Annotated in this window: 22 protein-coding genes; 14 read left to right on the top strand and 8 right to left on the bottom strand. The window is 70.8% G+C overall.

Annotated elements, in window-relative coordinates; translation table 11 throughout:
• Window positions 1-72 precede the first annotated feature (72 nt).
• From AC5RV6_RS06995 to acs, 3 genes are read left to right on the top strand one after another with little or no spacing between them, the layout of a single operon-like run.
• Window positions 73-1,113: an aliphatic sulfonate ABC transporter substrate-binding protein gene (locus AC5RV6_RS06995; protein ID WP_494006545.1), complete on the top strand. Its 1,041-nt coding sequence runs from the start codon at window positions 73-75 to the stop codon at window positions 1,111-1,113.
• Window positions 1,110-1,988 (top strand): ABC transporter permease, encoded by an 879-nt coding sequence (locus AC5RV6_RS06990; protein ID WP_494006544.1) that lies wholly within the window; start codon window positions 1,110-1,112, stop codon window positions 1,986-1,988. Before AC5RV6_RS06995 ends, AC5RV6_RS06990 begins: the two co-directional genes overlap by 4 nt.
• Window positions 1,979-3,976, top strand: coding sequence for an acetate--CoA ligase (gene acs, locus AC5RV6_RS06985; RefSeq protein ID WP_494006641.1), 1,998 nt, complete (start codon window positions 1,979-1,981; stop codon window positions 3,974-3,976). Before AC5RV6_RS06990 ends, acs begins: the two co-directional genes overlap by 10 nt.
• Here the strand turns inward: acs and AC5RV6_RS06980 are convergent.
• Window positions 3,973-4,233: a hypothetical protein gene (locus AC5RV6_RS06980; RefSeq protein ID WP_494006543.1), complete on the bottom strand. Its 261-nt coding sequence runs from the start codon at window positions 4,231-4,233 to the stop codon at window positions 3,973-3,975. The two genes, acs and AC5RV6_RS06980, sit on opposite strands and share 4 nt — an antisense overlap.
• A gap of 148 nt (window positions 4,234-4,381) precedes the next feature.
• On the opposite strand from AC5RV6_RS06980, the gene AC5RV6_RS06975 reads away from it, so the two are divergent.
• Window positions 4,382-5,764 (top strand): O-acetylhomoserine aminocarboxypropyltransferase/cysteine synthase family protein, encoded by a 1,383-nt coding sequence (locus AC5RV6_RS06975; protein WP_494006542.1) that lies wholly within the window; start codon window positions 4,382-4,384, stop codon window positions 5,762-5,764.
• Entirely contained in the window at window positions 5,757-6,263 is a 507-nt protein-coding gene (locus AC5RV6_RS06970; RefSeq protein ID WP_494006541.1) for a CoA-binding protein, read from the top strand. Before AC5RV6_RS06975 ends, AC5RV6_RS06970 begins: the two co-directional genes overlap by 8 nt.
• Before the next feature lie 25 nt (window positions 6,264-6,288).
• On the opposite strand, the gene AC5RV6_RS06965 is transcribed toward AC5RV6_RS06970, so the two are convergent.
• Window positions 6,289-7,218 (bottom strand): hypothetical protein, encoded by a 930-nt coding sequence (locus AC5RV6_RS06965; RefSeq protein WP_494006540.1) that lies wholly within the window; start codon window positions 7,216-7,218, stop codon window positions 6,289-6,291.
• Window positions 7,215-7,757: an RNA polymerase sigma factor gene (locus AC5RV6_RS06960; protein ID WP_494006539.1), complete on the bottom strand. Its 543-nt coding sequence runs from the start codon at window positions 7,755-7,757 to the stop codon at window positions 7,215-7,217. Before AC5RV6_RS06960 ends, AC5RV6_RS06965 begins: the two co-directional genes overlap by 4 nt.
• Window positions 7,758-8,030: 273 nt before the next feature.
• Between AC5RV6_RS06960 and AC5RV6_RS06955 the strand changes: the two genes are divergently transcribed.
• Entirely contained in the window at window positions 8,031-9,023 is a 993-nt protein-coding gene (locus tag AC5RV6_RS06955; RefSeq protein ID WP_494006538.1) for a DUF2804 domain-containing protein, read from the top strand.
• Window positions 9,024-9,041: 18 nt separating this feature from the next.
• On the opposite strand, the gene AC5RV6_RS06950 is transcribed toward AC5RV6_RS06955, so the two are convergent.
• Window positions 9,042-10,832, bottom strand: coding sequence for a tetratricopeptide repeat protein (locus tag AC5RV6_RS06950; RefSeq protein ID WP_494006537.1), 1,791 nt, complete (start codon window positions 10,830-10,832; stop codon window positions 9,042-9,044).
• A complete protein-coding gene (locus AC5RV6_RS06945; protein WP_494006536.1) occupies window positions 10,829-12,130 on the bottom strand; it encodes an ATP-binding protein in 1,302 nt (433 codons plus the stop codon). The genes AC5RV6_RS06950 and AC5RV6_RS06945 overlap by 4 nt, the downstream gene beginning before the upstream one ends.
• A gap of 78 nt (window positions 12,131-12,208) precedes the next feature.
• Here AC5RV6_RS06945 and AC5RV6_RS06940 point away from each other — a divergent pair, with 78 nt between their 5' ends.
• The 3 genes from AC5RV6_RS06940 to AC5RV6_RS06930 all read left to right on the top strand — a co-directional run bounded on the left by AC5RV6_RS06940 (window position 12,209) and on the right by AC5RV6_RS06930 (window position 13,621).
• Window positions 12,209-12,751: a CueP family metal-binding protein gene (locus tag AC5RV6_RS06940; protein WP_494006535.1), complete on the top strand. Its 543-nt coding sequence runs from the start codon at window positions 12,209-12,211 to the stop codon at window positions 12,749-12,751.
• Between the two features lie 105 nt (window positions 12,752-12,856).
• Window positions 12,857-13,063 (top strand): hypothetical protein, encoded by a 207-nt coding sequence (locus AC5RV6_RS06935; RefSeq protein ID WP_494006534.1) that lies wholly within the window; start codon window positions 12,857-12,859, stop codon window positions 13,061-13,063.
• A 144-nt stretch (window positions 13,064-13,207) separates the two neighbouring features.
• A complete protein-coding gene (locus tag AC5RV6_RS06930; RefSeq protein ID WP_494006533.1) occupies window positions 13,208-13,621 on the top strand; it encodes a VOC family protein in 414 nt (137 codons plus the stop codon).
• A gap of 48 nt (window positions 13,622-13,669) precedes the next feature.
• On the opposite strand, the gene AC5RV6_RS06925 is transcribed toward AC5RV6_RS06930, so the two are convergent.
• The gene (locus tag AC5RV6_RS06925; RefSeq protein ID WP_494006532.1) at window positions 13,670-14,503 is read right to left on the bottom strand and encodes an alpha/beta fold hydrolase; all 834 of its coding nucleotides are present in this window, start codon (window positions 14,501-14,503) and stop codon (window positions 13,670-13,672) included.
• A gap of 100 nt (window positions 14,504-14,603) precedes the next feature.
• On the opposite strand from AC5RV6_RS06925, the gene AC5RV6_RS06920 reads away from it, so the two are divergent.
• Window positions 14,604-15,101 (top strand): MarR family winged helix-turn-helix transcriptional regulator, encoded by a 498-nt coding sequence (locus tag AC5RV6_RS06920; protein WP_494006531.1) that lies wholly within the window; start codon window positions 14,604-14,606, stop codon window positions 15,099-15,101.
• Between the two features lie 92 nt (window positions 15,102-15,193).
• On the opposite strand, the gene AC5RV6_RS06915 is transcribed toward AC5RV6_RS06920, so the two are convergent.
• A complete protein-coding gene (locus tag AC5RV6_RS06915) occupies window positions 15,194-16,483 on the bottom strand; it encodes an adenylosuccinate synthase (RefSeq protein WP_494006530.1) in 1,290 nt (429 codons plus the stop codon).
• 201 nt (window positions 16,484-16,684) lie between these two features.
• On the opposite strand from AC5RV6_RS06915, the gene AC5RV6_RS06910 reads away from it, so the two are divergent.
• From AC5RV6_RS06910 to AC5RV6_RS06895, 4 genes are all read left to right on the top strand, one after another.
• Window positions 16,685-17,308, top strand: coding sequence for a hypothetical protein (locus AC5RV6_RS06910; protein ID WP_494006529.1), 624 nt, complete (start codon window positions 16,685-16,687; stop codon window positions 17,306-17,308).
• A 299-nt stretch (window positions 17,309-17,607) separates the two neighbouring features.
• Window positions 17,608-17,985: an excalibur calcium-binding domain-containing protein gene (locus AC5RV6_RS06905; protein WP_494006528.1), complete on the top strand. Its 378-nt coding sequence runs from the start codon at window positions 17,608-17,610 to the stop codon at window positions 17,983-17,985.
• A 22-nt stretch (window positions 17,986-18,007) separates the two neighbouring features.
• Entirely contained in the window at window positions 18,008-18,730 is a 723-nt protein-coding gene (locus AC5RV6_RS06900) for a class F sortase (protein ID WP_494006527.1), read from the top strand.
• Window positions 18,731-19,246: 516 nt separating this feature from the next.
• Complete coding sequence (locus AC5RV6_RS06895; RefSeq protein WP_494006526.1) at window positions 19,247-20,140, top strand: lantibiotic dehydratase C-terminal domain-containing protein; 894 nt, start codon at window positions 19,247-19,249, stop codon at window positions 20,138-20,140.
• Window positions 20,141-20,478: 338 nt separating this feature from the next.
• On the opposite strand, the gene AC5RV6_RS06890 is transcribed toward AC5RV6_RS06895, so the two are convergent.
• Window positions 20,479-20,907, bottom strand: a complete 429-nt coding sequence (locus AC5RV6_RS06890; protein WP_494006525.1) for a DUF3151 domain-containing protein — start codon at window positions 20,905-20,907, stop codon at window positions 20,479-20,481.
• Window positions 20,908-20,909 lie beyond the last annotated feature (2 nt).

Genomic DNA, 20,909 nt, shown 5'->3' with positions numbered 1-20,909 from the left:
GTCCTCCCGACGCCGGCTCCGGGACCGCCGTGTCCCGACCCATGCTCAGCACGTTCCCAGCAAAGGACTCCCATGAACAGCCGTTCCCTCCGCCGTCCCTTCACCCTCCTGGCCGCCGCGGCCGCCGCCTCGCTGGCCCTGACCGGCTGCGTGGCCGGTGAGGACGCCGCCGATCCCGCCGCTGCGGGCACCGGCGACGCCGGCACCCTGAACATCGACTTCGCCACCTACAACCCGCTGTCCCTGGTCATCAAGGACCAGGGCTGGCTGGAGGAGACCCTGGCCGAGGACGGCATCGAGGTGAACTGGGTGCAGTCGGCCGGTTCCAACAAGGCCAACGAGGCGCTGCGCGCCGGAGCGATCGACGTCGGCTCCACCGCCGGCTCCGCCGCCCTGCTGGCCCGCTCCAACGGCTCCCCGATCAAGACCATCAGCATCTACTCCCAGCCGGAATGGGCGGCCCTGCTGGTCTCCCCGGACTCGGACATCACCTCGGTCGCGGACCTTCAAGGCAAATCCGTGGCCGCGACCAAGGGCACCGACCCGTACTTCTTCCTGGTCCAGGCGCTGGAGGAGGCCGGGCTGGAAACCTCCGACGTGACCGTGCAGAACCTGCAGCACGCCGACGGGCGCACCGCCCTGGAGAACGGCTCCGTGGACGCCTGGGCCGGGCTGGATCCGATCATGGCCGGCGCCGAGCAGGCCGGAGCGGAGCTGTTCTACCGCAACCTGGACTTCAACACCTACGGCTTCCTGAACGCCACCGAGTCCTTCCTCGAGGAACAGCCGGAAACCGCGCAGGCCGTGGTGAACGCCTACGAAAAGGCCCGCGCCTGGGCCGCCGAGAATCCGGAGGAGACCGCGCAGATCCTGGCCGACGTCGCCGGCCTGAACCTGGAGGTGGCCCGCACCGTGATCCTCGAGCGCAGCAACCTCGACGTCGACCCCGCCCCCGGCGAGGCGCAGCGCACGGTCCTGGAGAAGGTCGGCCCGAGCTTCGTGGAGACCGGCGACGTCGCCGACCAGGCGGCCATCGACGAGGCCATCGCCACCCTGCTCGACGACTCCTTCGTGCAGCAGGCCGATCCCGACGCCATCAGGGACGCACAGTGACGGCGCCCGACGTCCCCTACGCCACCGGCGCGGCGGTCGTGCCCGGCGGCGCAGCCGGCCCCGCGGGTGCCCCCGCAGCCGCACCGAAGCCCGACCGGGCTGCCGGCGCCCGCGGCGTCCTCGGCAACCGGTGGGCCCGGCTGGGCCTGGGCCTGCTGGTCCCGGCCCTGATCCTCGCCGCCTGGCAGGCCGTCACCGCCGCCGGGCTGTTCAGCCCGGTGCAGCTGCCCTCCCCCACGGCGGTCGCCACGGCCGCCGCCGACCTGATCTCCCGCGGCGAGCTGGGCCTGCACGTGGCGATCTCCACCCAGCGGGTGCTGATCGGCTTCGCGATCGGCGCGGCCCTGGGCCTGGTGCTCGGCGCCCTGCTCGGCCTGTCCCGGCTGGCGGACGTGCTGCTCGGCCCGGCGATCGGCGCGCTGCGGGCGGTGCCGTCGCTGGCCTGGGTGCCGCTGCTGATCCTGTGGATGAAGATCGGCGAGGACTCGAAGATCACCCTGATCGCCATCGGCGCGTTCTTCCCGGTCTTCACCACCGTCTCGCTGGCCCTGCGGCACGTGGACGCGAAGCTGGTGGAGGCGGCCCGCGCCTTCGGCCTGAACGGGCTGCGGCTGCTGCGCACGGTGCAGCTGCCCGCCGTCGTGCCCTCGGTGTTCTCCGGCCTGCGGCTGGCCCTGGCCCAGGCATGGCTGTTCCTGGTGGCCGCGGAGCTGATCGCCTCCTCAATGGGGCTGGGCTTCCTGCTCACCGATTCGCAGAACAACGGCCGGACCGACCGGCTGCTGCTGGCCATCGTGCTGCTGGCCGTGATCGGCAAGGCCACCGATGCGCTGCTGGGCATCGTCGAGCGGTGGGCGGTGCGGCGATGGGCCTGAACCTCACCGACACCGAAGGCGTACCGGCGGCCGGCCGGGAGGACGTCGCCGGCTTCGCCTCGGAGGCGGAGCGGATCGCGTTCTGGGAGGACGCCGCCCGCCGGCTGCAGTGGGAAACGCCCTGGCATACCGCGCACACCTTTGACCGGCCGCGCCGGCTCTCCGCTCCCGAGGTGCCGGCCGCCGACGCCGAGTACACCGTGCCGAGGATCCAATGGTTCGCCGGCGGCACCCTGAACGTGGCGGTGAACTGCGTGGACCGGCACGTCGCCGCCGGCCGCGGGGACAAGGTGGCGCTGCACTTCGAGGGCGAACCCGGCGACCGGCGCACCGTCACCTACGCCGATCTGCAGAAGGACGTGTCCAGGGCCGCCAACGCGCTGCTCGCCCTGGGCATCGGCCGCGGCGACCGGGTGGTCATCTACCTGCCGGTCATCGTGGAAACCATCGTCATCACCCTGGCCTGCGCCCGGATCGGGGCGGTGCATTCGCTGGTCTTCGGCGGCTTCTCCGCCGAAGCGCTGAAGTTCCGGGTGGAGGACACCGGCGCGAAGCTGCTGGTCACCACCGACGGGCAGTTCCGCCGCGGCACCGCCGTTCCGGTGAAGGCCAATGCCGACGCCGCGGTCGCCGGCGACAACGCCATCGAGCACGTGCTGGTGGTCCGCCGCACCGGCTCGGACATCGACTGGACCGCGGGCCGGGACCTGTGGTGGCACGAGACCGTGGACACCGCCTCCGACGTCCACGTTACGGAGGCGTTCGACGCCGAGACCCCGCTGTTCATCATGTACACCTCCGGCACCACCGGAAAGCCCAAGGGCCTGGTGCACACCATGGGCGGCTACCTCACCCAGGCCTCCTGGAGCCACGAGTACCTCTTCTCGCACCCGGACCCTGCGCAGCGGGAGACGGACGTGCACTGGTGCACCGCTGACCTGGCCTGGGTCACCGCGCACACGTATGAGATCTACGGGCCGCTGTCCAACGGCGTCACCCAGGTGATCTACGAGGGCACCCCGGCGGTGCCGCATGCCGGCCGGCACTTCGAGATCATCGAACGCTACAAGGTCACCAGCTACTACACCGCGCCCACCCTGGTCCGGTCCCTGATGGGCGCTTTCCCGGCCGGCGTCCCGGACACCTGGGACCTGTCCTCGATCCGGCTGCTCGGCACCGTGGGCGAAGCCGTGAACCCGGAGGCGTGGCGCTGGCTGCGGCAGAACCTGGGCCGCGGCGAGGTGCCCATGGTGGACACCTGGTGGCAGTCCGAAACCGGGGCCACCATCCTCTCCCCGCGCCCCACGGACGCGGCGTTCAAGCCCGGCTGCGCCACCCGCGCCCTGCCCGGCGTCTCCACCCGGATCGTGGACGAGGCCGGCGACACGGTGCCGCCGAACACCCAGGGCTTCATCGTGGTGGACCGGATCGGCCCGGCCATGGCCCGCACCGTGTGGGGCAACCCGCAGCGCTACCTGGACTCCTACTGGCGCGCCTACGCCGAGCAGGGCTGGTTCCTGGCCGGCGACGGCGCGAAGTACGACGACGACGGCGACACCTGGATCCTCGGCCGGGTGGACGACGTGCTGAACGTGTCCGGGCACCGGCTGTCCACCATCGAGATCGAGTCCGCGCTGGTCTCCCACCCCTGGGTGATCGAGGCCGGCGTCTGCCCCGCCGCGGATCCGCTCACCGGACACGCGGTCGTCGCGTTCGTGGTGCTGTCCGACGACGCCGAGCCGGAACACGCCACGGCCGTGCTGCGCGCCCACGTCGCCAAACTGATCGGCCCGATCGCCAAGCCGGCCGCCGTCGTGCCCGTGCCGGACGTGCCGAAGACCCGCTCCGGGAAGATCATGCGCCGCCTGCTCACCCAGCTGTTCGAGGGCAGCACGCTCGGCGACACCACGAGCCTGCAGAACGAGCCGTGCATCCCGGCGATCGCGCGGATCTGCGCGTCGCGGCGATCCGGCGGGACGGCGGCCTAATGCCGGCGCGCCAGGGTCACCCGGTCCATCACCACGGAGCCGCCGACGAGTTCCTGCACCCGCAGGAACTCCGTGGGCGAAACCTCCAGCACCATCGTGTCGGCCCGCGCGGGAAGCAGCTCCTCGTGCCCGCCCTCCATCAGTTCCAGCAGCAGCGCGGTGGCCTCCGCCTGCGGCATCGGATCGGTGAAGGTGATGGTGTGCGTGGCGGCGGCACGGCGGTATCCGGTCTCGATCACGATCACGTACTCGTCCATTGCCGGTTCCCCTCCTCCGTGGTCCGTCCGCAGGGGCTGCGGCCCTGGCCGGCCCGGCCCCGTCCCCCATTCTTGGCCGCACCGGAGCAAGTTGCAACGCCTGCCCCGCCCGCAGCCGCCCAGTCCCCTCAGGAAGGAGCACTCTGCCATGAGTGACCGCCAATTTGGTTTCCGCACGCGCGCCCTGCACGCCGGCGGAACCCCGGATGCAGTGCACGGCGCCCGCGCCGTGCCCATCTACCAGTCCACTTCGTTCGTGTTCAAGGACACCGACGACGCCGCGAACCTCTTCTCCCTGCAGAAGTACGGCAACATCTACTCCCGGATCGGCAACCCGACGGTCGCCGCGTTCGAGGAGCGCATCGCCGCCCTGGAGGGCGGGATCGGGGCGGTCGCGACGGCGTCGGGCATGTCCGCCGAATTTGTCACCTTCGCCGCGCTCTGCTCCTCCGGGGACCACATCGTGGCCGCCTCTCAGCTGTACGGCGGTACGGTGACCCAGCTGGACGTGACCCTGCGCCGGTTCGGCATCGAGACCACGTTCGTGCCGGGCACCGATCCGGCCGACTACGCGGCGGCGATCCGGGAGAACACCAAGGCCGTCTACGCCGAGGTGGTGGCCAATCCCTCGGGCGAGGTCACCGACATCGAGGCCCTGGCCAAGGTGGCGCACGACGCCGGGGTGCCGCTGATCCTCGACGCCACCCTGTCCACCCCGTACCTGGTGCGGCCCTTCGAGCACGGCGCGGACATCGTGATCCACTCCGCCACCAAGTTCCTGGGCGGGCACGGCACCACCCTGGGCGGCGTCGTCGTCGAATCCGGGCGGTTCAACTGGGGCAACGGCAAGTTCCCGGCGATGACCGAGCCGGTGCCCTCCTACGGCAACATCTCCTGGTGGGGCAACTTCGGTGAGTACGGGTTCCTGACCAAGCTGCGTTCCGAGCAGCTGCGCGACATCGGGCCCACGCTCTCCGCGCAGTCCGCGTTCTCGCTGCTGCAGGGCGTGGAGACCCTCGCCCCGCGGATGGATGAGCACCTGGCCAACGCCGGCGCCGTCGCCCGCTGGCTGGAGGCCGATGAACGGGTCGCCTGGGTGTCCTACGCCGGGCTGGAATCCCATCCGCACCATGAGCGGGCGAAGAAGTACCTGCCCAAGGGCCCCGGCTCGGTCTTCAGCTTCGGCGTGAAGGGCGGCCGGGCGGCCGGGCAGGTGTTCATCGAGTCCCTGCAGCTGGCCTCGCATCTGGCGAACGTCGGCGACGCGCGGACCCTGGTGATCCATCCCGGGTCCACCACTCATCAGCAGCTCTCCCCCGAGCAGCTGGCCGCCGCCGGGGTGCCGGAGGACCTGGTGCGGATCTCCGTGGGGCTGGAGGACCTGGAAGACATCCTCTGGGACCTCGACCAGGCGCTGACCGCCGCCGCTGCCGCAGGTGCGGCTTCTGCGTCCGCAACAGCCGATGAGCCGGCCGGCGCCGCGTCCTGCTCCCTGCCCGCCGCCGAGACCCAGGAGTCCGCCCATGTCTGAGAACACCGCAGGCACGGAGCGCACCTGGACCGGGCCGAGCGCCCCGGAACGCCTGGCGCTGCTGCGCCGGGCGAAGTCCATCGCCATTGTCGGCGCCTCGGACAAGCCCTCCCGGGCGTCCTACTTCGTGGCCACGTATCTGCTCTCCTCCTCGCCGTACCGGGTGTATTTCGTGAACCCGGTGGCCAAGGAGATCCTCGGCCGGCCGGTCTACGCCTCGCTGGCGGACCTGCCCGAGGTGCCGGACATCGTTGACGTGTTCCGCCGCCATGACGACCTGCCCACCGTGCTGGCCGAGGCGAAGGCCGTGGGCGCCAAGGCGCTGTGGCTGCAGCTGGGCTCCTGGCACGAGGAGGTGGCGCGGGACGCCGAGGCCGCCGGCATGGACGTGGTGATGGACCGGTGCGTGAAGATCGAGCACGCCCGGTTCCACGGCGGCCTGAACCTGGCCGGCTTCAACACCGGCGTGATCTCCTCGAAGCGGCAGCTCACCGCCTGAGCGGACGGGCGGAGCGCCCGGGGGATCAACGACCCAGGCCGCTCCGCCCGCCGTAGACGGCGGAGTGCTCCTGAGGCCCGACCTCCGACTGGCGGACGCCTCCCCGGTTCTCCTGGGGGCTCCGGGGCCCCTTGGCTGCACCCGGGTCGGTCCAGGAGGTGCCGGGGCCCTGCCGGTGGTCGGCGTCCCGGCTTCCGGGCCGCCCCGCGTTTCCGTGGTCGGCGGCGTGGTCGGGCCGCTGTCCGGCGCCGGGAATCCGGTCCGGGCCGTACGGCCCGCCGCCCTCGCCGCGGCCACTCCGGTCCGGGCCCTGGCCGGTTCCGCCCGGACGGTCCGCCGGGCCCTGGCCGGCTCCGCCGGGGCGGACCGAGGCGCCGCGGTCCGGTTCGCCGGGCGCGGGTGCGGGTGCCGGCCCGGTTGTCTCAGGCGCTTCCGGCGCCGGCTGAACCGGTGCCGTCTCCACGGGAGCGGGTGCCGGCTGGGAGCCGGGCTCCTCGGCCTGGCCGGCGGAGGCGGAGCCTCCGGGAGCGGGAGCTGCGGAGGCGTCTGCAGCGGACGTCCCCGCGGCCTCGCCCGCCCCCTCGGCCTGGTCCACCCCGGGCACCTGTTCCATCAGCGGGAGCTGGGAGGCGGTGTCCGCGACGTCGGCGGTGACCTGGTGGTCCCGGAGGGTCGCGGCGACTCCCGAGGTCCCTGCGGCCATGGCGCCGATCAAAGCTGCGGTGAGCAGGAATCCGCGCCGCGGCCTGCGCCGGGGCGCTCCTTTCGGCCCGTCGACGGAACGCAGCCGGGGCGGGCTGTCCAGCAGCTCGGCCAGCTCACCGTGCGGTTCAGGCGCCGTTCCGGTCCCGGCTTCCTGGAGCCGGATGAGGGCGTCAATCAGTTCGGGGGTCTCCTCCACGCCGCTTTCCGCCAGCAGGCGGCGAAGGTCGTTTCGGGCTTCGTTGCCGCTCATTCCACCGCCTCCTTTCGGGTCAGCTGTTCCCTCAATGCCAGCAGCGCCCGGCGCTGCAGCGTCTTAACCGAGCCGCTGGTGCGGCCCATGATCTTTGCGGTCTCCTCCACCGACTGATCCGCCAGGATCCGCAGCAGGAGGACTTCACGCTGGGGGTCCGGCAGCCCTTCCAGCAGGGTCGCCGCCGCCGCGGCTCCCATCAGGTTGTCCTCCGCGGAGGCTGTGCTCCTGCGGTCGGTGTCCGGATCGTACGGTGCGGACACGGGCTGCCGTTGACGGCGGCGGATGTCATCCACCATCCGGGCATGGGCCACGGAGTAGGCGAAGGTCCGCACGCCCTGGATGCCGCCCTTGAGCTCGGGCAGCTTCGTGAACAGGGTCAGGAGCACGTCCTGGGTCAGCGCTTCCGGATCGTCGCAGCCCTTGGCGGTGAGGTACGCCAGCACCCCGGGGGCCAAAGCGTCGTACACCCGGCGCAGTGCTTCAGGATCCCGGGAACGCGCCTGGCCGAGCGTGTGCTCGGTCAGCGAAGTGTCCACGGGAAGGCGCCTTTGGGATCGGGGGGAGGAACAAGCAAATCCTATCCCGCCCGCCACTCCCGGCGCATAAGCAACGGCCGCACCGATGCTCGTTGGGGGGATGGGCCTCGGCGCGGCCGTTGCACAGGGGTAATCGTACGGTGTCTCGGGAAAGTTTCATTCAGGTGCATATTTTTTTCTGAACATTTCCGTAACCCGCGCTGCGCCCCGCTCCTCGCCCCCTCTCCCGGCCCTGCGGCGGAGCGGCAGGTCCCCTGCCCTACACTGACGCCCATGAAGGAAATCACGGTCCCCCGCGCCCTGGCCCTGCCCGGGGGGATGCTCAATCCGGAGTCGGTGGGGTTCACCCGCCGTCCGCTGCACCTGACCTCCCTGCCCGCCGGGCCGCGTTACGGCTGGCGGACCAAGCGCTGGGAGTACTGGGGCGTGATGACCGATGACCTGGTCCTCGGGATGACCATCGCCGGCCTCGACTACGCGGCGGTGCTCCAGCTGTATGTCTACGAGCGGTCCACCGGCGGGGAGATCAGCCTTGATCCCCTGAAGCTGCTGCCCTCGGGAACGGACCTCGAACTCCCGGACAGCCTTCCGCCGTTGGAGGCCCGCGGCGCCGCGGGGGGCCTGCAGCTGCGCTTCCAGGACGACGACGGCGGCACCCGGCTGAGCGCCGAGTCCGACCGGATCCGGGTGCGGCTGTACGCGCCGGCCGGCGGCGACTGCCTCGGCGTCGTCGTGCCCTGGTCACGGACCCGCTTCCAGTACACGCTCAAGGATGTCGCCCGCAGCGTCTCCGGAACGGTCACCGTGGACGGACGGGGGTACGACGTCGGCCCCGGCGCCTTCGCGGTGCTGGACCGCGGGCGCGGCCGCTGGCCGTATGCGAGGCGCTGGAACTGGGGCGTGGGCTTCGGCGAAGTGGACGGCACGCAGCTGGGCCTGCAGCTCGGCGGCGGCTGGACCGCCGGCACCGGCTCCACGGAGAACGCCCTGATCGTGGACGGCCGGCTGCACCATTACGACGGCGAGCTGGACTTCAGCTACGACCTCTCGGCGCCGCTGTCCCCCTGGCATGTGCGCGGACCCTGGCTCGATGCGGTGCTCACCCCGTTCCACCGGCGCCATGCGCGCACCAACGCCCTCGTCGTCGCCTCGCAGACCTGGCAGGCGTTCGGCTCCTGGTCGGGCCGGGCCCGGACCCCGGACGGCCGGTGGCACCGGCTGGAGGGGCTGCAGGGCTGGATCGAGGAGGCCCGGAACCGCTGGTAGCCGCTCGCGGGATGCTGATCAGTCCCGGCCGGCGGGCAGGTTCTCCGGCAGCAGCAGCGTCGGTTCCGGCATCGGAACCGGCGTGATGTCCGGCAACGAAGGTCCGGAACCGCCGCCCGCGAAGTCCGGAGCGGGCAGCCGGCCCAGGCCGTCCAGCCAGCCCCCGTCGCCGGTGCCGCCCACCAGCACGACGGTTCCGACCACCACCATCACCAGCGGGCACACCAGGGCGAAGTTGATGAAGCTGTCTCCCGAGATGAGGACCCGCCGGCCGGCCCGGACCGCCAGCCGTTCCCGCACTCCGCGTCCGGTGCCCGGCGTCGGCGCGGCGGCCAGCAGGAGGAAGAGGGTATGGAGGCCGCGGGCAAGGAGCAGGACGCCGGCGGTGACCGCGGCGGCGCCCTCCAGCGGCTTAAGGTCCCGCAGCTGCGTCAGCAACGGCAGCAGCGCGAGGACGGCACCGCCGATGAGGTACCAGACCGGCCGGGCATAAATGCCCACCCGCCACCTGCGGTAGTCGGCGAAGCCCGGGCTGCCGCGGCGGGGCACCGATCCACGCTCCGCGCCCTCCAACAGGTGGACGGCGGCCGCGGACGGGACCGCCGTCGCCATCAGCAGGAAAAGCCCTGGGCCCTCCCCGCCGTCGGCCGCCGTCCACAGCGTGCCCGCGGTGGCGAGAGCAAACGCCGACAGGGCTGCCGCTGCACCCGCCCACGCCCGCCGGTTCCGTCCAAGCAGGTCCCGGGCATAGCCCAGCGGGAAGCGCCTGAGGTGCGCGGCCGCGCGTACGGCAGCCACGAGGAACAGCACGACGGACAGGGCCAGTGCCGCCGCGGCGCTGACCTCCGGGCCGGGATCAACCACGTGCGGGAGGACGGCAAGGATTCCCAGGCCGGCCAGGCCCGCGGCGGCGCCGCCGACTGCGCGCAGGTTGCCCTCGAACAGGGTTCCGGCCTGTCCGGGAGCCATGCGGCGCGCCTGGCGCAGGCGCTGCACGAATCCGACGGCGAGGAGCAGGGCCAGCAGGACCAGCGCCACCGTCGGGCTGACCCCGCCGCCGCCGAAGGAACTGGCCAGCAGCCCGAAGAACAGCACCTGCAGCCACGGAATGAAGGCCAGGCTGATCAGCCGCTGGAAGAACTCCGAGCGCAGGGACCGGTGCGCGTCGTCGTCCAGCGGGTTGACGGCCAGCACCGAAGCAAACAGCTCCGCGCGGTCCGGACCCGTGGGCGCGTCGCCCAGCGCCTCGCCGGCGAGGAGCAGTCCGCGATGGCCGGGAGCCAGGGCCAGCCCGTCCTCGAGGTGGCGCCGCCCCAGGGAGACGGGGCCGCCGGCGGCCAGGTTCGCGTAGACGGCCACGACGTAGTGGTCGGGGTCATGCGGATTCAGCTTCAGGGCGCGCTGGATGTGCCGCCAGCCCCGGGCGGCCTCCTCCTCCGTGCCGGACACGATGAGGATGGCGGCCGCGATCCGGTGCGCGACGTCGTCGTCGGGATACAGCGCGACCGCCTCCGCGGCGGCCTCCTGCGCGTCGGGGAAGCGTTCGGCGGCCTTCAGGGCCAGGGCGAGCAGGAGCAGCGCGTCGCGGGCCCCTGGTTCCAGCGCCAGCGCCTGCCGGGCGGCCCGCTCGGCGTCGTCGGGGCGGTCCAGGCGCAGGTACTGCTGGGCCAGCTCGGTGTGCAGCCAGGGCTCATCCAGGTGCGCGGGGGCCTGCTCCTCCAGCAGGGTGGCCGCCTCAGCGGTGCGCCCGGTGGCCGAGAGCACCTCCACGCGGGCCCGCAGGGCATCCCGGGTGGGGTCGGTGCTCACAGCAGCTTCCGTGAACGCAGGTAGTCGGCCAGGTCGTCATAGCGTCCGTCCCGGTTGGCGAACCGGACCACGTTGCGGGACTGTTCCAGCCAGGAGCGGGTGGAGGCGGAGACCTCGGCCAGGGCGGCGTTGATGTGCTCCATGCTGATCGGGCGCAGCTCGCCGCCGCTGATGGATTCGGTCATCGCCTTCTCCGCCGCGGTGACGCAGATATGCTCCAGGTCCGCGCCGGAAAAGCCGTCGGTGCGGTGCACGATGGCGGGGACGTCGATGCCCGCGATCGGCCGGTTGGCCAAGTGGTAGCGCAGGATGGCGTCGCGGGCCGCGGGGTCCGGCGGGGTGACCAGCACCATCCGGTCCAGCCGGCCGGGACGCAGCAGCGCGTCGTCCAGGTCCCATGGATGGTTGGTGGCGGCGAGGACGTAGAGCCCGTCGTTGTTCCCGGCCGTCGAGTCCATTTCGAGCAGCAGCTGATTGACCATCTGCCGCAGCCAGGCGGCTCCGCCGCTGAGGCTGCTGCGGCGCAGCCCCAGGGCATCCACCTCGTCCAGGAAGAGCACGGCCGGCGCCCGGCGCCGGGCCTCCATGAAGACCTCGTGCAGGTTCTTTTCCGTGCCGCCCACAAAGGAATCGAGCACGTCGGTCATGGTGACGTTGACGAAGGAGGCGCCCAGTTCCCCGGCCACGGCACGGGCCAGGAAGGTCTTGCCGCAGCCCGGCGGCCCGTAGAGCAGCAGGCCGCCGCGCAGCGACTTTCCGAAGGCGCGGGCCACGTCGGCGTGCCGCATCGGCTGCAGGAAGGATTCGTTGAGCCGCTTCTTCACCGCTTCGAGGCCGCCGACGTCGGCCAGGGTCACCGGCGGGCCCGCGGGCTCCAGCGGCGGTGCGGCGTCGGTTCCGGGGTCGCCGATCCTCAGCTCGGCCTCGACGAACGGGGGCGGCACGTCCGCGCCGAGGTCGGCTTCGGCGCGTTCCCAGTCGAAACCGGCGGCCCGTTCGGCGGCCTCGGCGGGCTGCCCGCCGCCCTCCAAATGCGGGTCCGCCGCCGGTGCGGCGGCTGCCACGGCCGGGTTGGGCGGCGGCGGGTTGAGTGCGGCCGCGGTGCGGCTGAGCAGAGCCAGCGCGGCAATGTTGCCGGGCTCGGCCGTGAGCGCCGCGTTCACCTCGCCCAACGCCTCCACGGCCCGGTTCGCGTTGAGCAGCAGCTCCGCCAGGTGCAGCCGTAAGGCGATGTCCTGCGGGCTGGCCGCAACGGCGCGCTGCAGGCTGGCGACGAGCTCTTCACTGATTCCCCCCATGCCGAAAATCCTAGTCCCGCTTTGGGCCGGACGCGCACCGGATTAAGTCCGAGGCAGAGGGTTGGCTAGGCTGGCTGCATGCGTGCGCTTCGTCTGGCCTTTTCCGCCGCCGCCCTGCTGGCGGCCACCGCCTGCTCGTCCGGGGACGGCGCCGCCGACCCGGTGCTCGGCAACCACGGGCTTCAGGGCGCCGATGCCCGCCAGGTGGTCGAGCAGCTGGACCGCACAAATGAGGACCGCGCGTCCGGCCTGGCCGCGTCCGTCACCTACGACGAGGTGACGCTTGCCGACGACGACGGCGAAACCTCCCTGCCGCTGGACGAGTTCTACCTGGCGGTCGCGCCCTTCTCCACCACCACGCACGAGTGCTTCCACCACAGCCTCTCCGGCTGCCAGGGTGAACTGGTGAACGAGCCGCTGCAGGTGCGGATCACGGACGAGGCCGGCGACGTGCTGGTCGACGAGGCGGTCAGCACCTATGACAACGGGTTTGTCGGTTTCTGGCTGCCCAAGGACATCACGGGAACCCTCGAGGTCAGCTCCGAGCGGGGTACCGCGGTCCAGGACTTCAGCACCTCCGCCGACAGCCCGACCTGCCTGACCACCCTGCGCCTGGCCTGAACCTCCACGCGGGCGCCTCCGCCGGCGTGGGAACCTTTCTCCTGCGGCGTCGAAACCGGCTGCCGGCCCTGCCCGCCGCCTCCGGACCCGGCGCATACTGGGCCGATGAAGGGACTGACCTTCCTGGGCATCGCACTGATGGTGGCCGGCCTGGTGGGATGCGGGTTCTGCTTCATCTTCTGGGCGAACACCCCCTCGCTGCAGCCGCCGCCGGCCACCGTCACCCTGTACGTGCTGGCCTCCGCCGCGTCGGTGGCCTGCATCGTTGCGTCGCTGGCGATCCGGCGTCGGCTGCGCTCCGGGGCGGGCTGACGCCGGACCTTCCGCCGCGCCCCTGTCGCCCCGCCGCTGCCCTGATTGCACCCGCCCCGGCCCCACGAGGGCGCACGTTGACGGCGCGCCTGCGGCGCTGTTAGCTTCGGGCAACGCTTTTCCCGCCCAGTCAGGAGTTCCGCCATGCCCAGTGCCATTTCCTCGATCGCCCTCGACGCCGTCGACCCGCCCCGGCTGGCGGAATTCTGGACGCAGGCCCTGGGCTACCGGATCGCGGAGACGGACGAGGAGGGCGTGGTGTCCCTGATCCCGGCCGACGGCGGTTCCGGGCCGGACATCGACATCATTCCGGTGCCCGAGGAAAAGACGGTCAAGAACCGGCTGCACCTGGACCTGCGCTCCTCCGGCGGCAGCACGCAGCAGGAGGAAGTGGACCGGCTGCTGGCCCTGGGCGCGGTCCGCGCCGACGTCGGGCAGGGACCCGACGTGACCTGGGTCGTGCTGGCCGACCCGGAGGGCAACGAGTTCTGCATCCTCCAGCGCTCGGCCGAGCAGGCCGCCCTGGAGGACGGCCGGGCCCCGCAGCGGCTCGCCTAGACCGACGGGCTCTGGCCCCGTCCAAGCGGAACCAAGGGCAGCCGGACTCTAGCCGAGGATGTCATCCGCACGGTCGGTCAGCCGCTGTGCGGCCCAGAACTCCAGGACTGCCTGCGTCACTTCATCCGCGGAGACGAACAGAGGCGCCACGTGTCCTCCGCCGTCCACAACCCGCAGAGCGCCATGGGGAAGAGAGGCTGCCTGCTGCTCGGCATCCCCGGCGTCGTACAGGGCATCAGTCCGGCCCACAATCACCAGGACAGGTACCCCGATTCGGGGCAAGGTGGAGCGGAGATCCGGGCGGCGGAGCATCAGGGACCGCATGGCCCAGTACTTGCCCCGCTGATCCCCTCGAATGAAGGACGCGCGCACGGACTCCGCTGCTTCGCGTGAACCCGGAGTTGCCTCGGCTTCCGGACCGACCAGCGCGTCCACCACCAGTCCGCTCAGCCGTGACGGACCGAGGAGCCGAAACAGCTGCACCAGCAGCCTTGTCTTCAGCAGCATCCCGGCCGGAAGCGGGTGAGCCGGCGTGCCGATCATCGTCAGCGTCCTGCACCGGGAGGCCCATCCGTCTGCAAGCAGGATGCCGACGTGCCCGCCCCAGGCGTTGCCCACCCAGTCCACGGGCCCGTCGAGTCCGAACGCGTCCAGCAGCTGCACCGCCGCCACGGCGCAGTCCTGCAGATCGTAGATCCTTCGCGGGCCAGGGCTGGCCCCGTGGCCGGGCCCGTCCACCAGGAACAGTTCGCGGTGCCTGGCCAGTGCTTGGACCACCGGGCTGAACGTGTCCGAATCCACGAACATGCTGTGCCACAGGAAGGCAGGCTGCCCGGATCCGGTCCGCCTGACGGCCAGGGGACCAACGGCAGTGTCAATCATTGATGCTTCAGGATGCTGCGTACTCATGATGCGCCTCCAGGCGCTCGATCCATTGCTGTTTTTATTTCGGTTTCCGAAGCTTTCACCTAGACTCTGCTCCGTGAGCGATACCGCGTCAAGAGGTTCCGAAAAGCCAAACCGACTTCCCGTGGGCCAGTTGCTGGTGCGGTTGCTGGCCGAGTTCCGCAGGGAGCTTCTGGCAGAGGCGGAGGCCTACGGCTACGGAGACATCCGTCCCGCCCATCTGCAGATCACCGGCAACATCGGGCTCAAGGGAATCCGGCTTACGAAGCTGGCGGCGCGGGCACAGCTCAGCCTGGCGGCCACCTCGGAGCTGGTGAACGAGCTCCAGTCCCTGGGTTATCTGGCCCGGGAACCGGATCCCACCGATGCGCGGGCCAAACTCATCGTGCCGACGCCCAGGGGACGGCAGCTGCTCGCGGACGCGTCAGCGAAAGTCGCCGAACTGGAACGCGCATGGGCAGGGCATTCCGGCGAAGCCCGTTTCGAAGCGGCCATGCTCACGCTGCAGGACATCCTGGAGGCGACCAGGGAGCCGGCCACAGGGGCCGACCCTGCCAAACAGCCCGGCCGTTGATCCGGCGGCACCCCTTCCCCGGACGCGTGTGCGGCCGTCGAAACCGACAAGAGCCCCGCTGCCGGAGGCAGCGGGGCTCTTGTGGATACGGATTACTCGTTGATCAGGTCGCGGACCACGATGGTCTGGTCGCGGTCCGGGCCGACGCCGATGGCGGAGAACCGGGTGCCGGACATCTTCTCGAGCGCCAGCACGTAGTTGCGGGCGTTCTCGGGCAGGTCGTCCAGGGTCTTGGCGCCGGTGATGTCCTCGGTCCAGCCGTCGAAGTACTCGAAGATCGGCTTGGCGTGGTGGAAGTCGGTCTGCGTCATCGGCATCTCGTCGAACCGCACGCCGTCGACGTCGTAGGCCACGCACACGGGGATCTTCTCGATGCCGGTGAGCACGTCAAGCTTGGTCACGAAGTAGTCCGTGAAGCCGTTGACGCGGGAGGCGTGGCGGGCCAGGACGGCGTCGTACCAGCCGCAGCGGCGCGGCCGGCCGGTGTTCACGCCGAACTCACCGCCCGTCTTCTGCAGGTACAGGCCCATGTCGTCGAAGAGCTCGGTGGGGAAGGGACCTGCACCCACGCGGGTGGTGTAGGCCTTGATGATGCCCACGGAGCGGGTAATGCGGGTGGGGCCGATGCCGGAGCCCACGGACGCGCCGCCCGCCGTCGGGTTGGAGGAGGTGACGAACGGGTAGGTGCCGTGGTCGACGTCGAGGAAGGTGGCCTGGCCGCCCTCCATCAGGATGACCTTGTCCTCGTCGAGCGCCTTGTTCAGCTCGTACGTGGAGTCGATGACCATCGGGCGCAGCCGCTCCGCGTAGGCGAGGAAGTACTGGACCGTGTCCTCGATGTCGACGTCGCGCCGGTTGTAGACCTTCACCAGCAGCTGGTTCTTCTGCTTCAGGGAGCCTTCGACCTTCTGCCGGAGGATCGACTCATCAAAGATGTCCTGCACTCGGATGCCCAGCCGGGCCACCTTGTCCATGTAGGCAGGACCGATGCCGCGGCCCGTGGTGCCGATGGCGCGCTTGCCCAGGAACCGTTCGGTGACCTTGTCCATCACCTGGTGGAACGGGGCCACCAGGTGGGCGTTGGCGGAGATGCGCAGCTTGGAGGTGTCGGCGCCGCGGGCTTCGAGGCCGTCGATCTCGGCGAAGAGGGCCTCCAGGTTGACCACGCAGCCATTGCCGATCACCGGGATCGCGTTGGGGCTGAGGATGCCGGCGGGCAGCAGCTTGAGCTCGTACTTTTCACCGCCGACGACGACGGTGTGGCCGGCGTTGTTGCCGCCGTTGGGCTTGACGACGTAGTCGACGCGGCCGCCGAGCAGGTCGGTGGCCTTACCTTTGCCTTCGTCGCCCCACTGGGCTCCGACGATCACGATTGCTGGCATGGGATCCTCCCCCACTTCGATACGGAGCCAGCTGCGCCTGCCTGGCGCATTACCGCTGCCGTGCATGAGAACGCCCTGCACGTTCCGTTCCGTACCGGAGCGGTAGTGCGGGGCTCTTACCTGTCAAGTTTAGCCGATCCGGGTTTTCAGCGCTCTGCGGGGCGTGCCGCCGATCATACGCGTGGACGTACGGTGGAACACATGGACCGTTTCCGCGGCTACATCGCCGGGGTGGGTACCGCCTCGGGCACCCGTCTGGTGGTCGGCCACTGGCCTGAATCCCCGCTGGGCCCCTTCACGGACGTCATGGTGGAAAACCCCTTCGGCTCGCGGCTCCTGCTGGCGCCGAGCGATGAGGTGGCCGAGTACGTGTCCGCCACCTACTCCTTTGACGCGGTGGACGTGGTGCCGCTCAGCGCCCGGCTGGACGACGGCGGGCTGAGCGTGGCCGGCGGGCCCCTTGAACTGCGCGCCGAGCTGGGGCAGGTGACGCTGCTCGGCCGGCTGCTGGAACTGGTTCCGCCGGCGGTGGCCGTCTCCCCCGCCTGGCTGCGGCTGATCAACCCGTTCGCCGGACTCTTCGTCCGCGGGGTGCGGACCGCCGGCCGCTCGGGCGGCAGGCTGGAGGTCTACGGGATCCGCTCCATCCGTGCAGTTACCTCCATTCGGTGTTCGTGGCGCGGCCAGGACCTGGGAAGGCTGGCTCCGGTGCAGCCGCCTGTCCGCTTCGGGTTCTCCTCCGTACCGGCCCGGCCCCAGATCCTGGCCGTCACCACCACCATCCTCGACGACCCCCGCGCCCGACGCCGGAGCCGTCGGGGCTGAAGCCGGACTGAAGCCGGGCTGAAGCCGCCGAGCCTGAAACCGCGGCACCGCTGACGACGGTTATTTGGGGTGCAACTGCTTTAAAAAGACTCTTGACAAGTCCAGCTCAAAACGCTGCGTGGCTACTGTTCTGTCCGTCCGGCGCCGCCGGGCACCCTCCACACCCCCAAGAGAAGAGGGACACCATGAACAAGCGCATTGCAGGCCTATCCCTTGCGGCAGCTGCCGGCTTCACCGTTCTGTCGGCCGCTCCGGCAATTGCGTCCGGAGGCCCGGGCGACCCGAAGCCGCCCCCGCCGATGCCTTACGCCAATTGCTCTGAGGCTGCCGCTGAGGGCGTCTACAACATCCCGACCGGTCATCCCCGGTACGGCTCCCATCTGGACGAGGACATGGACGGGATTGGATGTGAGGACGCCTCCAAGCCGATGGCTGCGTGGACGCCCGCACCGGCCGCCGACGGCGGGCACAGCGGCGGCGGCTGGATGATGGACGGCAGCGGCGCCTGGACGCACCAGCAGGTCGGCCAGGTTCCCGCCGGCGGGGCCGGCACCGGCATCACCGAGGAGCCGCAGCAGGCCGGCGCCGGAGTCCTCGCCCTGGGCGGAGGTCTGGTCCTGGCCGCTGCGGCCGGTGGAACGTACGTAGTCCGTCGGCACCGCTCACTGCAGGGTTGAGGCACGCTGTGAACGGACACCGATGAGCGGAGCCACCAGCCGCTGCAGCCGTCTTTCGGCGGCTGCAGCGGCTGCCGTCCTGCTCCTCGCCGGATGTGCGGGCCCGGGGGCAGTCAACGGCGCCCCGACGGCGGGAGTCACCACCTACGCCCCCTCGCCGGAGGCCGGGGCGGAGAGCGGCGGCGGACGGGAGACGCGGCCGCCGGGGCCTGAGCCTGCCGCGCCGACCGGCCCTGCCGTGCCTGCTGACCCTGCCGGACCGTCTTTGCCCGCGCCGCTGCCGGAATCGGATCCGGTGTCGCTGAACCTGCCCACGCTCGGAGTGCGCAGCGACCTGCTGCGGCTCGGCCTGACGGCGGAACGCACGCTGGAGGTGCCGCCGGGCGAGCCGGGATCACCGGCCGGCTGGTACCTCCATTCGCCGACGCCGGGTGAGGCCGGGCCGGCGGTCCTGCTGGGCCACGTCAACGCCGTCGGCGGCGGGCCGGGCGTGTTCGCGGACCTTCGCCGACTGCAGCCCGGTGACGTCGTGGAAGTGCTCCGGGCGGACGGCAGCACGGCCGTCTTCACGGTGCAGCGCGCCGAACAGTATGCGAAGGACGCGTTTCCCACCGCGGCCGTCTACGGCAACACCGCCGGCCCCGAACTGCGCCTGATCACCTGTGACGGCTTCGACCGGAACAGCGGCGAGTTCCGCGACAACTACGTGGTCTATGCGAAGCTGGCCGGCTCAGGCGCCGGCTGAGCTTTCCCGGGTTTTCCGCCAGGAGGTGAAGACGCCGGCCGGAGGCCGATCAGGAGGGAAAGGAGTGCCCGCGGCCGGCGCTTCGCTGCACACCGTAGGAGGATCGCCGGCCCGCCGCCAGCACTCCCCTCGAAATTCGGTAAAACGCCGCAGGAAAGGCAAACAACGCCGCCCGGGCCGGGCAGAAAGTAATTACACCAATGGCAGCAACCGCATTCAATGCGGCGTTTCCACGGATACGCTGCGGCCTTTCACAACTGGTAATCAGGGCCGGGGGAACCCACAACTGTAGCAGCGGCACGGCAGCGGGAGTAGTGTGCGCGGTTTTTTTAGCCGATTCGGCCGAAACTGCACGGTTCAGGGCCTGTGACCCTTGCTTGGCGATCGCAATCTGGAATATACAAGCCTGAGCCGTCCGCTACCTCTTCCCAGCCACACTCACCCTTTGCAAGGAGCGACATGAGTCTGACAACGCACGCACAAGTCCGTGGTGGAAGGATCTCCGATGGAGGAGAGGTGACGCGGACCGTCATCACGACCCGTGTCCCCGGGGACGCCGAGGCGGACCGCGCCTGCTCGCTGCTGCTGACGCCCCTGGCCGCCCAGGCCCGGCAGTGGCAGTCCCACTGCTGGCATTTCTCCAGGCGCCCCCAGCGCCAGGGGGTGGTCCTGGAAACCCAGTTCGCCGGCACCCGGGACTCCGGCCGGCGGCTCACCGGCTTCCTGGCCGCCCTGCTGGACCAGACCGACGCCGAGCTCGGGCGGCCGGAGACGGCGGTCAAGACCTATCAGGGAGCCCCCGGCACGGTTGCCGCCGAGTCCTCCGGGGATGAGGCGGCCCTGCTCTTCAGGCTCGGCGGGCCCGATGGACTGGCCCTGGCCGAGGAGGTCTTCGAACTCTCATCGGACCTCTCGCTGTGGGCGGTGGGGCGGTTCACCACCCCCGCCACCCGGCGCGCCCTGCTGGCGCTGCTGATGTTCGACGCGGCGGAAGCCATGATGCGCGGCCCGCGGTCCACCGCCTGGCCCGACCGGCGCCGGGTGTCCTGGGACTTCTTCTGGGACACCCACCTGGACGCCGCGCTGCGGCGGGTGGCGCCGACCAGCGGGCATGCCAGCCGGATCTTCCACCGCAACATCGCCTCCCAGCTGAACCAGGACCACGCGGTGATGCTGGCTGCGGCGTCGGAGCGGTCCGTCTACAACTGGCGACGCCGGTGGCAGCGGGCCATCGACCGCTACCTCTACCGCGCGGACAAGTCCGGGGTCAGCCGCTGCGCCCAGCACCTGACCCTGCACCAGATCCACGAAACGGCCGGGCGGATGGGGCTCGGCCCGCATGCCGAGGCTGCCGCGGGAATCCAGGCACGGCACTGGGCCGTCGAACGGGAGCGCACCCTGCAGCTTTAGCCGCTCGTCGCAGCAGGCGGGCAATACATGAAATCGTCAATAGATGAAATCTCAACACATGCAGTGAGCAGCCAATGATCAATCAGCGCAACTTTTGGTGAACACCACACCGGAAACCAGAACATCGGGAAATTACACTGCGGAGGGAGGCATCGGAAAATCATTTCGCCTCAGGCAGATGCAGGCCACGCCCGCTGCAGCGTCAGGCCGAAGAACGAAAAACGCCGCACTCTGCCCGCCGGCGGGCGCATATTCACGCGGAGACGAAAAGAAAGAGCCGGCGGGACGCGAAAGGGGGCCGACGGGCTGTTGCCCGTCGGCCCCCTGATGCGTCTGACCTAGCCTTCGCCGTTCTCGATCGCGGCCTTGGCCCGCGGATCGGATTCGTTGAGGAAGGTGCGGATGCGCTCGACCTCGTCGGCCTCGCCGATCGCGCCGGCGGCCCGGCCCAGGGCGTACAGCGAGCGCAGGAACCCACGGTTGGGCACGTGCTCCCAGGGGATCGGCCCGGCGCCGCGCCACCCGGCACGGCGCAGCGCGTCCAGTCCGCGGTGGTAGCCCACGCGTGCATAGGCGTAGGACTCCACGTTGCGTCCCTCTTCAAAGGCCTCGTCCGCCAGGGCGGCCCAGATCTGGGAGGAGGTGGGGTGCTTCGCGGCCAGGTCGACCGGCTCGTCGCCGGCGGCCAGCCGGGCAACGACCTCGGGTTCCTCGGGCAGGTAGGTGGGCTCGGGGCCGAGCAGGTTGGTGCGGAAGGCGTCGGACATCC

The sequence above is a fragment of the Arthrobacter saudimassiliensis genome, from assembly GCF_059090665.1.
Note: the sequence above shows the minus strand (reverse complement) of the source record. Positions and strands in the feature narration are given on the sequence as shown.

What these genes read in the sequence shown, in the direction of transcription:
- AC5RV6_RS06995 (WP_494006545.1), top strand. Translation starts at nt 73, where the DNA reads ATGAACAGCCGTTCCCTCCGCCGTCCCTTCACCCTCCTGGCCGCCGCG.
- acs (WP_494006641.1), top strand. Translation starts at nt 1,979, where the DNA reads ATGGGCCTGAACCTCACCGACACCGAAGGCGTACCGGCGGCCGGCCGG.
- AC5RV6_RS06980 (WP_494006543.1), bottom strand. Translation starts at nt 4,233, where the DNA reads ATGGACGAGTACGTGATCGTGATCGAGACCGGATACCGCCGTGCCGCC.
- AC5RV6_RS06975 (WP_494006542.1), top strand. Translation starts at nt 4,382, where the DNA reads ATGAGTGACCGCCAATTTGGTTTCCGCACGCGCGCCCTGCACGCCGGC.
- AC5RV6_RS06970 (WP_494006541.1), top strand. Translation starts at nt 5,757, where the DNA reads ATGTCTGAGAACACCGCAGGCACGGAGCGCACCTGGACCGGGCCGAGC.
- AC5RV6_RS06965 (WP_494006540.1), bottom strand. Translation starts at nt 7,218, where the DNA reads ATGAGCGGCAACGAAGCCCGAAACGACCTTCGCCGCCTGCTGGCGGAA.
- AC5RV6_RS06955 (WP_494006538.1), top strand. Translation starts at nt 8,031, where the DNA reads ATGAAGGAAATCACGGTCCCCCGCGCCCTGGCCCTGCCCGGGGGGATG.
- AC5RV6_RS06945 (WP_494006536.1), bottom strand. Translation starts at nt 12,130, where the DNA reads ATGGGGGGAATCAGTGAAGAGCTCGTCGCCAGCCTGCAGCGCGCCGTT.
- AC5RV6_RS06940 (WP_494006535.1), top strand. Translation starts at nt 12,209, where the DNA reads ATGCGTGCGCTTCGTCTGGCCTTTTCCGCCGCCGCCCTGCTGGCGGCC.
- AC5RV6_RS06935 (WP_494006534.1), top strand. Translation starts at nt 12,857, where the DNA reads ATGAAGGGACTGACCTTCCTGGGCATCGCACTGATGGTGGCCGGCCTG.
- AC5RV6_RS06930 (WP_494006533.1), top strand. Translation starts at nt 13,208, where the DNA reads ATGCCCAGTGCCATTTCCTCGATCGCCCTCGACGCCGTCGACCCGCCC.
- AC5RV6_RS06925 (WP_494006532.1), bottom strand. Translation starts at nt 14,503, where the DNA reads ATGATTGACACTGCCGTTGGTCCCCTGGCCGTCAGGCGGACCGGATCC.
- AC5RV6_RS06915 (WP_494006530.1), bottom strand. Translation starts at nt 16,483, where the DNA reads ATGCCAGCAATCGTGATCGTCGGAGCCCAGTGGGGCGACGAAGGCAAA.
- AC5RV6_RS06910 (WP_494006529.1), top strand. Translation starts at nt 16,685, where the DNA reads ATGGACCGTTTCCGCGGCTACATCGCCGGGGTGGGTACCGCCTCGGGC.
- AC5RV6_RS06905 (WP_494006528.1), top strand. Translation starts at nt 17,608, where the DNA reads ATGCCTTACGCCAATTGCTCTGAGGCTGCCGCTGAGGGCGTCTACAAC.
- AC5RV6_RS06900 (WP_494006527.1), top strand. Translation starts at nt 18,008, where the DNA reads ATGAGCGGAGCCACCAGCCGCTGCAGCCGTCTTTCGGCGGCTGCAGCG.
- AC5RV6_RS06890 (WP_494006525.1), bottom strand. Translation starts at nt 20,907, where the DNA reads ATGTCCGACGCCTTCCGCACCAACCTGCTCGGCCCCGAGCCCACCTAC.